The sequence below is a fragment of the Sphingopyxis bauzanensis genome, assembly GCF_002205675.1.
Taxonomy (GTDB): domain Bacteria; phylum Pseudomonadota; class Alphaproteobacteria; order Sphingomonadales; family Sphingomonadaceae; genus Sphingopyxis; species Sphingopyxis bauzanensis.
Genome location: NZ_NISK01000005.1, coordinates 1 through 13,241 on the forward strand (window position 1 = coordinate 1; position 13,241 = coordinate 13,241).

Consider the following 13,241-nt stretch of genomic DNA (forward strand, 5'->3'; position numbering starts at 1 on the left):
TCCTGGAACCGTCGCTCGACCCGGGCTTTTCGGGATCGAGCTACGGGTTCCGCCCGGGACGCAGCGCTCATGACGCGCTGCGTCAGGCCCGGGACTATGTGGCGGACGGGTATGGCACTGTCGTGGATCTCGACCTGGAGCAGTTCTTCGACCGGGTAAACCACGACATACTGCTGGCCCGTCTGTCCCGGCGCATTGGCGACACGCGATTGCTCGCCATCATCCGGCGCTTCTTGCAAGCGGGGATGCTGGTGAACGGCGTGTGCATCGAACGGCAGGAAGGGACACCGCAAGGCGGCCCGCTCTCGCCGCTGCTCGCCAATCTTCTGCTGGACGATCTTGACAAGGAACTGGAACGCCGGGGTCATCGCTTCTGCCGCTATGCCGACGACTGCAACATCTACGTTCGGTCAAAAGCTGCGGGGCAAAGGGTGATGGCGTCGGTGACTGCCTTCCTCGAAGGCAAGCTCCGGCTTCGCGTCAACCGGGAGAAGAGCGCTGTCGCACCGGTCGAGGAACGCCAGTTCCTCGGCCACCGTCTCGGCATGGGCGGGCGTCTCGGCATTGCGCCGAAAAGCCTCGCCCGGATGAAGGAGCGCCTGCGCGCTATCACGCGTCGAAATCGGGGCATCGCCCTGACGACGATGATCGCGCAGGTGAACGCCTTCACCACGGGATGGGTGACATATTACCGCCATGCCCAGGCCCAGCACGCATTGAGGCAGATCGACTCGTGGCTCAGACGAAAGCTGCGCTGCGTCCGGCTGAAACAATGCAAGCGAACCATATCGATCGCCAACTTCCTCCAGGAAGCCGGCGTCCCGGAATGGCGCGCGTGGGTTCTGGCGCTTTCGGGCAAAGGATGGTGGCGACTGGCCGGCAGCCCCCAGGCCGCCGAAGCCATGACCATCGCATGGTTCAACCGGCAAGGACTTGTCAGCCTCGCTCATCATCACGCAGCGCTGAACATTACCGGAAACCGCCGTGGTACGTAGAACGTATGCCCGGTGGTGTGGGAGGGGGGTTCCGTGAGGAATCCCCCTACCCGATTGGCTTCGCGCCCATGGACAACTTCCTGAAGTCCTCACTGTCCGATCAGATCAAGGACGGCATGGTGACCGCGTGGATGGCGACGGCCAAAGGTCAGAACACCGTGCTCGGCTTCTACACGCTCGGTGCGATGGCGGTCCGCGCCGAATTCGGTCCGAAGAAAGGGCACCACTTGGCCAGTTGCGCGCATATATCCAGTTCTGAACGCCCGCACATTTGGCCCCGTTTACCAGAAGTTTGGATGAACATTTTCGCTACGAGCAGTGTTCCAAAAAGTCCGCTCAAGATTGACTTCTGCTGAAATGACGCCGCGACCCTTGCTTACATACATTTTCATTCCTATGAATGATTGCATAGAAATTAATTCAGGAGAATGGCGTGGTAACGCAGCTCGCCTTGCAAGCGGATCAGGGCCGGGTTCTCACGGAAGCTGTCGCGCGCGTCGCGGCGTGCTGGAAATTGACCAACGACCAATTGGGCGCTGTCGTGGGCATTTCTGCCGCCACCGCGTCGCGTCTGCGTTCGGGCAGCTACCAACTTCAACGAGCCGAAAAGGCGTTCGAACTCGGGCAATATCTGGTCCGGCTATTTCGCAGCCTCGACGCCCTTATGGGAAGCGATGATGCCGCGTCGATTTCTTGGCTGAAATCCGAGAATATCGATCTGGGCGGCAGGCCGATCGATCTGATCCGCACGATCCGCGGCCTGAGCGACGTCGCCGACTATGTCGATGACTACCGCGCCCGCGTCTGAGCGAACGCCGAATTCCGAGCATTTTCGCGCCTACCGCGGAAAGCTCTGGCGGATCGTCGAGGCGCAGCATCGCATTTCAACGAACCGTCTCGTCGCCGGTGCCCACGATCAGGCTTTGCTCGAACAACTTGTCGACGAGGTGAAGCCGAGCCTGCCTGCGGCGGCCCGCCAAATTCACTATCTGCTCGCGACCCCGTTTCGCTATGGGCACATGAGCAGTTCGAGGTTCCGCCGGGCCGGCGAGAAGCCAGGCATTTTCTATGCGGCGGAATCCATCGCCACGGCGATTGCCGAGACGGCCTATTGGCGGCTTCGCTTTTACGCGCGATCGCCCGGATTTCAGCCGCCGAATACGACTGTCGAGCATTCGGCGATCAGTGTGACCATCGCGATGGATCGCCTGCTCGATCTCTGTGCGCCGCCTTATCTCGAAGCTGCGTCGCTATGGATAGCGCCCGATGATTATTCGGCCTGCCAATTGTTCGCCGCCGGGGCGCGGGGAATCGATGCGCAGGCGGTACGTTATGCTTCGGTCCGCGACCTCCAGCACCGGGAAAATGTTGCGATACTCGATGCATTAGCCTTCCGCGATCGGGCGCCGCGAAATGCACAAACCTGGCATTTCCGATATGAGCTGGGGGAGCTGACCGCATTAGGCGCATTTCCGTCAAACGAGCGGTTCAGCTTTTGTCCTTCGGATTTCGGGCTCTGATCCGCCGAATTTGGTTACTTCTAGACCTGGCCGAATGTGGGCGTGTTGCCGTCAGGCGCCACGTCGTCCGGCGCGGCAGCGCAAACCTGCCGAGCGGACTGACGACCGACCGAACAGTCTTCGTTGCGACCTTGAACCGGATTGTCTGAAAACGGCCATTGTCGCGTGACTGGGCGCCTCAGTGCAGCGCGGCGCCGTTTCTCCGCCTACGGCAGAATCGCCTGATAACGTGGGTCCAGATTAATCGCCTGTTGTTCGTCTGCGCTGGCGCGCTTGGTGTCGCCATATTTCCGCAGCAGCACGCTGCGGTTGTAATAGGCGCGCGCCGACTTTGGCGATAGTTGTACCGCACGGTCAAGGTCGGCGAGCGCGGCCTCGCTGTTACCTTGGCTATCATGCGCGAGGCCGCGGTTAAGATAGGCGACCGAAAGATTCGGCGCGGCGGCAATCGCCTCGCCGAACGCCGCGATCGCCTTGTCGAGATTGCCGTCCCAGGCCTGTTTGAGGCCATCGGAAAGATGGGCATCGGCCTGGCGTCGTACCGCTTTGGGAGCCTTGTCGGCGAGCCTCTGGCAACGCGGCAAGGCTTGGCGCGGGTCGTTCACCGTGCAGGCATTCCAGTCGCCGCGGCCGATCGCCCGGCTTTTCGAAACGCGCGCGCCGGTGACAACGACTTCTCGATTGTCGCGCGAATATTCGTCAGCCGACACGACCGAAATGGCGGTCGGAGCATCCTGCACCTCGGCTGCCGATCTTGCTCGTCCTTGGACCAACATGGGTGCGGTCTCTTGGGCACGCTTCGCCGGCGGCGGGGGCGGTGCGAGAGGTGCGGCCTGCGCGATCTCGATGCGCTTGCTCGTCGGCGCGGAATCCAGACGGGAGAGCGGCGGCGAGACCGCGGCTGCGGTGACCGGCGGCGTCGCCGCAGGACCTACGGCCGGTGCCGCAGCGATTTCGCGCTTAGCGGCTGGCGCCTCGACGTTCGTTTCCGGCAGAAGATGCTCGTCGGCTGCCGGTGTGACGGGAAGCGGACCCGTCCAGGCGAAGGGCAGGCCGATCGCGACGACCAGCGCTGCGGCGGTCAGCAACCCGGCCTGTGGGCGCTGAAGCATTTTCCACCAGGATGCCGCCGTACGCTGCGGCCTGGGCGTCGGAACGGGAGCGCCGTCGAAGCGCGCGAGCGCCCCGGCGATCGCGGCCTCGCGCGGTTTCGGCGCAGCTGGCGGCGGATCGGGCAACATCGCCCGGATGTCGTTGTCGCCGGTCATCGACGTTCTCCGCCGGTCGGCAGGCCTTCGCAGCCGTCTGGACTATGGGGAAGGAGGATCGACATTACCTTGCTTATACGCACAATTGCCTGGTGGTCGATACGGCGACGCTTGCGCAAAAGCGCCGCCGTATCGGAGTCCGTCCGCGCTATCGGTCGAGCCTCGCCATCGCTCCGGCGGTCTTCGCTGCGCGGACGAGATTGACCAGCTCCATGCGGTAACCGAACTCGTCACGCCCGCGCGCGTTGCCGACGATGCGGAGCACATCGTCAAGGGTCATCGGGCCATTGTATTTGCCGCCGCGGAGCAATTCGGCGAAGGATGCGACCCCCACGGCGAAGCGCGCATCCTGCGGCGCATCTTCAAAGTGCGCGAACTCCACACCGCGGTTGATCGGCGTCGAGATCAGCTGGCTCGTCCCAGATTTCGGCAGTTTGTAGCGGATCTTGACGAAGCCATATTCGCCCGCGCGGCCCGCATCGGCGTTCTGCGCGGCCGGCTTGGCATAGCGCAGACCGCCGATCGCGCGGGGCCCGCCGACGGGTACGATCTCATAGATTGCAGTCACCGTCTGGCCCGAACCGACATCGCCGGCATCGACCTTGTCATTGTCGAAATCCTCACGCTTCAGCATCCGCGTCTCATATCCGACGAGCCGATATTCGGCGACGGTCGCCGGGTTGAACTCGACCTGGATCTTCACATCCTTGGCGATCGGAAAAAGCGTCGAGGTCGCTTCGTCGACGAGCGTTTTTCGCGCCTCAGCGAGCGTGTCGATATAGGCGGCCGCGCCATTGCCGTTCTGGGCCAGTGTCTGCATCAGCGCGTCGTTGTAATTGCCCATGCCGAAGCCGAGCACCGACAGGAAAATGCCCTTGCTGCGCTCGCGCTCGATATAACCCTTCAGCTCGTTCTGGTCGGTGATGCCGACGTTGAAATCGCCGTCGGTCGCCAGAATGACGCGGTTGACGCCGCGCGGATCAAGATTGCGCTCGGCGAGCGCATAGGCCTGGCGAATGCCTTCGGCCCCCGCGGTGCTGCCACCAGCGCCAAGTTGGTCGAGTACCGCCAGGATCTTGCCCTTCTGGCTCGCCGGGGTCGGCTCGAGCGCGGTGCCCGCGCTGCCGGCATAGGTGACGATCGAGACCCGGTCGTTGCCATCAAGCTGTTCGAGCAGCATTGCGAGCGACTGTTTGACCAACGGCAGCTTGGCGGGATCGTTCATCGAACCTGACGTGTCGAGCAGGAAGACGAGGTTCGCGCGCGGCCGCGTTTCGCGCCCGATCGCAAAGCCTTTGATGCCGACGCGCACCAGCTTTCGTCCCTGGGTCCAGGGGCTGGGGAACACTGCGACATTGGTGCTGAATGGCCGCTCAGCGCTTTGCGGCGCGGCATAATCATAAGGGAAATAGTTGACCAGTTCCTCGGTGCGCACCGCCGCAGGCTGGGGCAGCGTGTTGCGGCTGAGCGATGCGCGAACGAAGGAATAGGAGGCGGTGTCGACATCGATCGAAAAGGTCGACACGGGTTCGTCGCGCGCGACCTTGAACGCATTCTGCTCGGTCGCCGTGAATTTGTCACGGCCCACGTCCTGATAAAAGGGTGTCGTCGCATCAGCGCGCGGCGCGACCGCGCGCACGAAGCTTCCCGTCGCGATTGCTTTGCCGGTGGTTGGCGGCGGCGGTGCAGGTGAACGTCTTTCGGATGAGATTGCGGCGACCGCAACCGGGGTATCCTGAAGGTTTTCCTGACGCTCCCGCCCGGTAACGACGATGTCGCGCGCTTCGTCGGTTTCGGCTCGCTGGGCGGTGACGACGATATTCGGGGACGGTGCCGCGGAGGACGACGCGACGTCTTGCGATGGGGAGCAGGCAGTGACGAGTGAAATTGACAGCCCTGCGGTGAGCATCAGATGGAAACGGGACATAGAAAGTCTCCCAGGCAACAGCGGTGCAAAATTGCCCGCATGTTCCTGAGATGCGCGGGCGCCGGAAATCCTTTGCGGCCTCGCGAATAAATTCGGAAGAGATTTGAAGTTTAGTCCTCCGTACCGGCTTTGGGCGCAATCTTGCGCCGGACCTCATGCATCCGCCACGACACCGTCGCTTCGGCGATTCCCAGGACCTGTGCGGCTTCGCCATGCGTCAACTGTTGGCCCGCGACGAGGATCGCCGTGTCACGAAGCTCGGGCTTCAGCCGCGAAATCGCGCTTTCGATCCAGATCGCGTCATAGAGATCGCGCCCGTCCGGCCCATTCGTCAGCCCCGCCATGACGCTCAGCTTGCCTGCGAAGCGCGTGAAAGCCGAGCGACGCCGGCGGAAATCACGGCAGGCGTTGAAGACGATGCTACAGAGCCATGTCGTAAACTTGGCGTCACCGCGAAAGTCGCCAAGCCTTTCGGCTAGGATGCAACAGACGTCCTGCGCGATATCGTCGGCGTCGGCGCGCGACCCCGTCAACTGCCAGGCGAGGCCGTGGATGCGGTCATAATGGCGCCGAAGCAGTGCGGCGAAGGCATCGCGGTCGCCGGCAATCGCCGCCTTTACGATATTTGGATCGTCGCCGACCGCCATATGTCAGCGGCGTATGCGCTGCGGGCGATCGGGACTGTCAGCGAACGGGACGTAACTCCCGGACCAAATATGTCCCCCGCATCGCGCCATTGCGATGGTTGTGCCTCAACGGCCGTGCGAAGGCTATACCATAGTTGGTCCGGTTTTTTGGTTCGAGACCCACCACCGCTCCGGGCGGCCCTACTTCATCTCCACCAGTTCGCGCAGCAGGAAGGCGTGGAGCATTGCGGCGCGGACCGCGTCTTCGGCGTGATCGGCACCGACCGAATGGCCGCCCTCGATATATTCGTGGTAATAGACGCTGTTGCCGAGTTCTTTGAGCCGCGCGGCATATTTGCGCGCGTGGCCGGGGTGGACGCGGTCGTCCTTGGTCGACAGGTAGAGAAAGATCGGCGGGTATTTCACGCCTTTGCGCAGCGCCTGATAGGGCGAATATTTCGACAGGAACGCCCAATCCTCTGGCACGTCGGGATCGCCATATTCGGCCACCCATGACGCGCCCGCGAGCATCTTGTCGTACCGCCACATATCCTTGATCGGCGAACCCGAGATGACCGCGCCATAGAGGTCGGGGCGCTGCGTCATCGCCGCGCCGACGAGCACGCCGCCGTTCGAGCGGCCCGAGATGGCGATCTTCCCCTTGGCGCTCACCCCGGTGGCCACCAGATCCTCGGCCACCGCGTGGAGATCGTCGAAGCTGTTCTGGCGCTTTTCGCGCAGCGCCGCCTGATGCCAAGCCGGACCATATTCGCCGCCGCCGCGGATATTGGCGAGGACATAGGCGTTGCCGCCCTCGACCCAGTAGAGCCCGAGCGGCCCGGCGCGGTAAGGCTGCCCGGTGAGATAGCCGGGCGTCTGCGCGGCGCGAAAGCCGCCATAGGCGTGGACGAGCGCGGGAACGGGACCGGTGGCGCCCTTTTTGCGGGCGAGGAAATAGGGAATTCTTGTGCCGTCCTTCGAGATCGCAAAGCGTTTCTCGACTGTCATCGCCTTGGCGTCGAAGGTCGCCGGCAGGCTCTGCACCGCTTGCGGCGCCTTATCTTCGGACACCGCGTAAAGGGTCGGGGGCGTCAGCATCGTCTCGGCGGTGGCGAGCACGATGTCGCGCTTGCCGATCGTCCCGGCGATGCCGACGGTGGCGTTGGCAGCCAGTGGCACCTCCTTCTGGCTCCATTTGCCGGTGGCCGGGTCGCGGCGCAGCGCGAACAGCTTGCCCTCGACATCGTCGAGCGCCTTCACCCACAGGATGTTGTCGGTGGCCGAGACGCTCTCGATCGCCTGCGCCTTGGTCGGGGTCATCGCGGTGATGATGGGCACCTGGCGGTCGGCGGACATGTCGGCGAGCGACAGCGAGACGAGCGAGCCTGCGGGGATGTTTGCCCAATCCTGGTTCAGAAAGATCACCAGCTGGCCGTCGATGACGCCGCGGACGCTGGCGGTGTCGGGGACGATCGTCGAAATATAGCGCGAGGCATCGACGTTCGGCAGCTTGATGTCGGCGGTGTAGAAGGTTTTGCCGCGGCTGATCATCGGCCAGCGCTTGTCGCCGTCGGTGAAGGCAAAGACGTTCATGCCGACGTCTTCGGCTTCCCCCTCCGCCACCGTTTCGGCCGACGCCAGCGGGGTGCCCCGTTTCCAGCGCTTGACGATGCGCGGATAGCCCGAAGCGGTCATGCTGCCCGCGCCATAATCGGTCGCGACGAGCAGGGTGTCGGCATCCTCCCACGTCACGCTGCTCTTGGCCTGGGGAAGGATGAAGCCGTCCGTGACGAAGCTTTTCGTCGTACGATCCCATTCGCGCACGATGTCCGAATCGGTGCCGCCAGGGCTGAGCGAGACGAGGCAGCGGGTGTAGGCGGGGGCGAGGCAGTCGGCGGCGTGCCACACCCAGCTTTGCGCCTCCGTCTTGCCCAGCGCGTCGACGTCAATCAGCGTCGTCCACACCGGCTTGCCCGCCAGATAGGCGTCGAGCGGGCTTTGCCGCCACAGCCCGCGCGGATTGGCGGCGTCGCGCCACAAATTGGTAATCATGTCGCCCATCACCTGGCCGGGCATCGCAATCTGGCGGTCGTCGTCGAGGATGGCGCGGGCGCGCTGGCGGTCGGCCTCGAAACCGCGACGGCCGACGATCAGCGCGTCGGTGGCGGTATTTTCCCGTTTGACCCAGTCGAGAGCCTTTTCGCCCTCAATGTCCTCGAGCCAGAGATAGGGATCGGCTTCCTGCGCGGCGGCGACCGCGGTGAACGAACAGCTGAGGGCAAGCGCGGCAAGACTGGCGCGGATCATCAATATGTCTCCCATGGGGTGTGGTGACGCTGTGCTAGCATCACCAGACACCGGAGGGGAAGGCTCTACCCCGCGCTTCGTCATTGCGAGCGGAGCGGGCCGAAGGTCAACCAATCCAGTGCGGCCTACGTAGGCTCTGGCGCAGGCGCTGGATTGCCGCGTCGCTTCACTCCTCGCAGCGACGAGGAAGGTCTATTGATCGATGATGATCGTACCGGGGTGATGCTTGTCGAGGTGGCGCTTGATGATCTTCAGATTGCGCGAGTTCGAGCGGAAGAACAGATCGAACGCATCGCCGACGAGCGGGATCGCGCCGAGCGCGGTGTCGATGCCCAGATTGCCCGCCATCCGCCAGAGCTTCCACTTCGGCATGCCCAGGTTGCGCGCTTCCCAGATCAGATAGGCGCCCATCAGACCGGCGATGACGTCGCCGACCACCGGCACCAGCCCGACAATCGCGTCGAGCCCGACCGGGCGGTTGATGCCGGGAATGACGAAGCTGCGTTCGAGTAGAATTTCCAGCGTCTCGACGCGCTTGCGCAGCGCTGCGGGGTCGGTGCGGTTCTCGATCAGCGCGTCGAAAATGGCGTCTGGATTGGGCGGCGAGGGGGCCATGGCGGTGCTTTCATAAAGCGCCACGACGGCGCCAAGGAATTAGTTGGGAGCGGCGATCACATGATTCAATGGGTGCTGCGCGCGACCGTTGGCGCGCAGACCGGTCAGCCGCTGCGCCGCGACCGACCAGCGGAGCGGCGTCGCGAGCGGGATGAAGGGGGTGTAGCGCGTCAGGACAACTTCGGCTTCCACCAGTTGCTCGGCGCGCTGGCCGATATCGATGTTGCGCATCGTTTGCTCGATCAGGACTTGCGCGTCGCGATTGCACAGGGTGTCGCGCCGACACGACAGGCGGCGCAGCGCCCACAGTGGATCGTCATTGGGTGCGACCTCGTCGATCAGCCGCAGGTCGGCGGTCGATGCCATGGTGACGCGGCGGCTTGGCACGCCGATCGCGGCAAAATCGGCAGCCACATAGGCGAAGAGGATACGGCCACCCGGCGAGTCGGGCACAGCGATGCGGATCGGATCGATCTCGCGCCCCGCTGCCCGCCACGCGTCGACGACGCGTCTGGCCTGCGTCTGCCGCGATGCATCGTCATATCCCGCCCATGCGGGCAACATCGGCGCCGGTCCGCTATCGCGCGTGTGAACGTCGGGGCGGAGCGTCAGCTGTTCCTGCCACTCCTCCAGACCAAAGGCATCAACCAGTCGCTCGCGCCGGATCGCACGGGCCAAGGCGTCGCGATTGGTGTCGGTCGCCAGAAAGCCTTCGGCGCGGATAAAGCTCAATCCGAACAGACCGGGAGCGGGATCGACCACCAGCCGCGACCGCGCGATGTTCGACGCGGCGAAATAGGGGAGGGTGGAAAACCGGCCGCCAACCACGCCATCGGCATAGCCATTCTTGAACCGCGCCAGCGCTCCGGCGGGGGAGGTGCCGACGAGTTCGATCGATGCGGCAGGATCGTTCGCCGCTGCTTCGGCGGCCTCCGGGTCTTCGGCCAGCGGATCGGGAACGGGCGACAGCAAGATCGCGCGCCCGATCTTGCGCGCCCGCATCGGTCCCCAGCCCAAGCCCTTGTTGACGATCGCCATCGACGGCTGCGCCAGCAGCTCGAGGATCGCAGGCTGCGGCACCGCCAGGCGGATTTCGATCACCGTCTCGGTCATCGCCCGGATCGTCTCGATCTCCGGAAAGTCGTTTTTGAGCATGTGGCGGCTCGCGGGCGCCAGATAGGTCCGCAGGATCGCCGTGACGTCCTTTGCGGTCACCTTGCGACCGTTGCTCCATTTCGCTTCGCGCAGACGAAAGATGTAGCTCCGCCCATCAGCGGTGACAGTCCAGCGGTCGGCCAGGCCGGTGTCGATCTGTCCCTCGCCATCATAGCTGACCAGCCCTTGCGAGGTGGCGTCAAGCAGCGCGGCATTGGTCGCGGACAGCTCGCCGTTTAGCGGGTTGGCGGCGGGATTGATCGACCCCATCGCGGCAATCCGCACCGGTCCACGTTCGCCGAACAAGCCGCAGCTGCCCAGCGAAAGCAGTAAGAGGCCAGCGGCGGCGGCGATCTGCGTCCAGTTCTGCGATCGGTTGATTGACGGCAACATCGCCGCCATCATAGACATGCCGTGCAAATCCGAAAGTGGGCATGCGGCTTGCCGTGAGCTCAAAATAGAAATGCTGGTGCGGACGGCGGGACTTGAACCCGCATATCCAGAGGATGGCAGATTTTAAGTCTGCTGCGTCTACCGATTTCGCCACGTCCGCACGGTGCAGCCGGTCAAGCCGATGGGCTGATTCACGTCAAGCGCTGTTTGCTGCTTCACCCGGTAGTCGTGCTCGGCTAGACGGCAGGGATGACAGCAGTTCTTCAGATTTCCGGCCTCGGAAAAACCTATAAAAGCGGTCACGTCGCGCTCAGCGATGTCGATCTTTCGATCAACAAAGGCGAGATTTTCGCCCTGCTCGGGCCAAATGGAGCGGGCAAGACGACGCTGATCAGCATCGTCTGCGGTATCGTCACCGCCAGCGCGGGAACGGTGACCGTTGCCGGGCATGATCATGCGCGTGACTATCGCGCCGCGCGGACGATGATCGGGCTGGTGCCGCAGGAACTGCACACCGATGCGTTCGAAACGGTGCTGGCGACGGTCAGCTTCTCGCGCGGGTTGTTCGGAAAACCGCGCGATCCCGGCTTCATCGAGCAATTGCTGCGCGACCTGTCGCTATGGGACAAGCGCAATGCCAAGATCATGGAGCTGTCGGGCGGCATGAAGCGCCGCGTGATGATCGCCAAGGCACTGAGCCATGAGCCCGACATCCTGTTCCTCGACGAGCCGACCGCGGGGGTCGATGTCGAGCTGCGCCGCGATATGTGGCAAATGGTCCACGGATTGCGCGAGCGCGGCGTGACGATCATCCTGACCACCCATTATATCGAAGAGGCCGAGGAAATGGCCGACCGCGTTGGGGTGATCAGCAAGGGGCGGTTGATCCTGGTCGAGGAAAAGCACGCACTGATCAAGAAATTGGGGCGCAAGACGCTGACGCTCAACCTCGCCGAGCCGCTCGTGACCGTGCCGGGCGAACTGGCCGACTGGAAGTTGGCACTGACGGGTGATGGGCATGAACTCGTCTATGAATTCGACAGTCAGGCCGAGGCGACCGGCGTGCCGTCGCTGCTGCGGCGGATGAGCGACATCGGGATCGCGTTCAAGGATCTGCACACCAAACAAAGCTCGCTCGAGGATATCTTCGTCGGGCTGGTCCATGAAACCAAGGGAGAGGCCGCATGACCGCGAACTGGCGCGGCGTGCGCGCGATCTATGCGTTTGAACTCGCGCGCTTCGGGCGCACCGTCTGGACCAGTCTGGCGCTGCCCGTCATCACCACGGCGCTCTACTTCGTTGTGTTCGGATCGGCGATCGGCGGCCGGATGAGTGAGGTTGGCGGGGTGCCTTATGGTGCCTTCATCGTCCCCGGGCTGATGATGCTGACGATGTTCACTGAAAGCATCAGCAACGCCTCGTTCGGCATCTATATGCCCAAATGGACCGGGACGATTTACGAGATGTTGTCGGCGCCGCTGTCGCCGCTCGAAACGGTGATCGCTTATGTCGGCGCGGCGGCGACCAAGTCGGTGATCATCGGCGCAATCATCTTTGCTACCGCGCATCTCTTTGTCGATGTTCAGGTCGCGCATCCGCTGCTGATGGTCGGCTTCATGCTGCTGATGGCGGTCACTTTCTGCCTGTTCGGTTTCATCATCGGCATCTGGGCGCAAAGTTTCGAGCAGTTGCAAGTGATCCCGATGCTGGTGATCTATCCGCTGACCTTCCTCGGCGGTGCCTTTTATTCGCTCGATATGCTGCCCGCGGCTTGGCGGACGGTGACGCTGTTCAACCCCGTGGTCTATCTGATCAGCGGCTTCCGCTGGACCTTCTTTGGCAAGGGCGACGTCGGCATCGAGGTGAGCATGGCCGCGGTTGCGCTGTTCTTTGCGCTGTGCCTGGGCGTGATCTTCTGGGTGTTCCGGACCGGCTATCGATTGAAGAACTGACAGTCGCCAGCGTTGCCGGAGCAGCGCTGGCGGACGATGCCAGCCGTGATCGCGGCGCCGACGAAGTCGGCGCGCCAATTTTCGGGCGATCGAAATCATAGAGCGAAAAGGACGCGAAACTTAACGCCAGCGACTGGGGCTGGCGTCGCCGCGACCGACGATTTTAGTCGTTCAGCCGCTCGCGCATTTCCTTGCCGGGTTTGAAATAAGGCACATTCTTGGCCTTCACATCGACCGACGCACCCGTGCGCGGATTGCGGCCGGTGCGTGATTCGCGCGCCCGGGTCGAGAACGCGCCAAAGCCGCGCAGCTCGACGCGGCCCCCCGCCGCCAGCTGCTCGACGATGGAATCGAAAAACGTATCGACGATGCGTTCGACTTCGTCGACCCGCAAATCGCTGTTTTCGCTTGCGATCTTCTGAACCAGTTCTGACCGGATCATCTGCTTCCCCTAGTTATAAGTCACGCATCTCCCGCCGAAGC

At 63.3% G+C, this 13,241-nt stretch carries 13 protein-coding genes and 1 tRNA gene; 6 read left to right on the forward strand and 8 right to left on the reverse strand.

Annotated elements, in window-relative coordinates; all coding sequences use genetic code 11:
- The 4 genes from CDQ92_RS18330 to CDQ92_RS18345 all read left to right on the forward strand — a co-directional run.
- On the forward strand, positions 1–995 hold a 995-nt coding region (locus tag CDQ92_RS18330), incomplete at its 5' end, for a reverse transcriptase domain-containing protein (RefSeq protein WP_144035823.1).
- Positions 996–1,063: 68 nt separating this feature from the next.
- The gene (locus tag CDQ92_RS18335; protein WP_144035824.1) at positions 1,064–1,351 is read left to right on the forward strand and encodes a hypothetical protein; all 288 of its coding nucleotides are present in this window, start codon (positions 1,064–1,066) and stop codon (positions 1,349–1,351) included.
- A 77-nt stretch (positions 1,352–1,428) separates the two neighbouring features.
- On the forward strand, positions 1,429–1,803 hold the full coding sequence (locus CDQ92_RS18340) for an MbcA/ParS/Xre antitoxin family protein (RefSeq protein ID WP_088443758.1): 375 nt from the start codon (positions 1,429–1,431) through the stop codon (positions 1,801–1,803).
- A complete protein-coding gene (locus tag CDQ92_RS18345) occupies positions 1,781–2,515 on the forward strand; it encodes an RES family NAD+ phosphorylase (RefSeq protein ID WP_229667532.1) in 735 nt (244 codons plus the stop codon). Before CDQ92_RS18340 ends, CDQ92_RS18345 begins: the two co-directional genes overlap by 23 nt.
- 206 nt (positions 2,516–2,721) lie before the next feature.
- Here the strand turns inward: CDQ92_RS18345 and CDQ92_RS18350 are convergent, their stop codons facing one another.
- The 7 genes from CDQ92_RS18350 to CDQ92_RS18380 all read right to left on the reverse strand — a co-directional run bounded on the left by CDQ92_RS18350 (position 2,722) and on the right by CDQ92_RS18380 (position 10,966).
- Positions 2,722–3,783, reverse strand: a complete 1,062-nt coding sequence (locus CDQ92_RS18350; protein WP_088443484.1) for a tetratricopeptide repeat protein — start codon at positions 3,781–3,783, stop codon at positions 2,722–2,724.
- Positions 3,784–3,931: 148 nt separating this feature from the next.
- Positions 3,932–5,710, reverse strand: a complete 1,779-nt coding sequence (locus CDQ92_RS18355) for a vWA domain-containing protein (protein WP_188682422.1) — start codon at positions 5,708–5,710, stop codon at positions 3,932–3,934.
- A gap of 110 nt (positions 5,711–5,820) precedes the next feature.
- On the reverse strand, positions 5,821–6,357 hold the full coding sequence (locus CDQ92_RS18360; protein WP_088443486.1) for an RNA polymerase sigma factor: 537 nt from the start codon (positions 6,355–6,357) through the stop codon (positions 5,821–5,823).
- Positions 6,358–6,537: 180 nt separating this feature from the next.
- Positions 6,538–8,643 (reverse strand): prolyl oligopeptidase family serine peptidase, encoded by a 2,106-nt coding sequence (locus tag CDQ92_RS18365; protein ID WP_229667524.1) that lies wholly within the window; start codon positions 8,641–8,643, stop codon positions 6,538–6,540.
- A 192-nt stretch (positions 8,644–8,835) separates the two neighbouring features.
- Entirely contained in the window at positions 8,836–9,258 is a 423-nt protein-coding gene (locus tag CDQ92_RS18370; RefSeq protein WP_088443762.1) for a DUF4112 domain-containing protein, read from the reverse strand.
- Between the two features lie 39 nt (positions 9,259–9,297).
- Positions 9,298–10,824, reverse strand: coding sequence for an ABC transporter substrate-binding protein (locus tag CDQ92_RS18375; protein WP_229667522.1), 1,527 nt, complete (start codon positions 10,822–10,824; stop codon positions 9,298–9,300).
- A 56-nt stretch (positions 10,825–10,880) separates the two neighbouring features.
- Positions 10,881–10,966, reverse strand: a tRNA-Leu gene (locus tag CDQ92_RS18380).
- An 89-nt stretch (positions 10,967–11,055) separates the two neighbouring features.
- On the opposite strand from CDQ92_RS18380, the gene CDQ92_RS18385 reads away from it, so the two are divergent.
- Positions 11,056–11,994, forward strand: a complete 939-nt coding sequence (locus tag CDQ92_RS18385; protein WP_088443490.1) for an ABC transporter ATP-binding protein — start codon at positions 11,056–11,058, stop codon at positions 11,992–11,994.
- Positions 11,991–12,758 carry an ABC transporter permease gene (locus CDQ92_RS18390; protein WP_088443492.1) on the forward strand — a complete coding sequence of 256 codons (768 nt, stop codon included), beginning with the start codon at positions 11,991–11,993 and terminating at the stop codon, positions 12,756–12,758. The genes CDQ92_RS18385 and CDQ92_RS18390 overlap by 4 nt, the downstream gene beginning before the upstream one ends.
- Positions 12,759–12,921: 163 nt before the next feature.
- On the opposite strand, the gene CDQ92_RS18395 is transcribed toward CDQ92_RS18390, so the two are convergent.
- Positions 12,922–13,200, reverse strand: coding sequence for an integration host factor subunit beta (locus CDQ92_RS18395; protein ID WP_088443494.1), 279 nt, complete (start codon positions 13,198–13,200; stop codon positions 12,922–12,924).
- Positions 13,201–13,241: the final 41 nt, after the last annotated feature.

Coding starts and splice junctions, on each gene's coding strand:
- CDQ92_RS18335 (WP_144035824.1), top strand. CDS start 1,064: ATGGACAACTTCCTGAAGTCCTCACTGTCCGATCAGATCAAGGACGGC.
- CDQ92_RS18345 (WP_229667532.1), top strand. CDS start 1,781: ATGACTACCGCGCCCGCGTCTGAGCGAACGCCGAATTCCGAGCATTTT.
- CDQ92_RS18350 (WP_088443484.1), bottom strand. CDS start 3,783: ATGACCGGCGACAACGACATCCGGGCGATGTTGCCCGATCCGCCGCCA.
- CDQ92_RS18355 (WP_188682422.1), bottom strand. CDS start 5,710: ATGTCCCGTTTCCATCTGATGCTCACCGCAGGGCTGTCAATTTCACTC.
- CDQ92_RS18360 (WP_088443486.1), bottom strand. CDS start 6,357: ATGGCGGTCGGCGACGATCCAAATATCGTAAAGGCGGCGATTGCCGGC.
- CDQ92_RS18365 (WP_229667524.1), bottom strand. CDS start 8,643: ATGATCCGCGCCAGTCTTGCCGCGCTTGCCCTCAGCTGTTCGTTCACC.
- CDQ92_RS18370 (WP_088443762.1), bottom strand. CDS start 9,258: ATGGCCCCCTCGCCGCCCAATCCAGACGCCATTTTCGACGCGCTGATC.
- CDQ92_RS18375 (WP_229667522.1), bottom strand. CDS start 10,824: ATGTCTATGATGGCGGCGATGTTGCCGTCAATCAACCGATCGCAGAAC.
- CDQ92_RS18385 (WP_088443490.1), top strand. CDS start 11,056: ATGACAGCAGTTCTTCAGATTTCCGGCCTCGGAAAAACCTATAAAAGC.
- CDQ92_RS18390 (WP_088443492.1), top strand. CDS start 11,991: ATGACCGCGAACTGGCGCGGCGTGCGCGCGATCTATGCGTTTGAACTC.
- CDQ92_RS18395 (WP_088443494.1), bottom strand. CDS start 13,200: ATGATCCGGTCAGAACTGGTTCAGAAGATCGCAAGCGAAAACAGCGAT.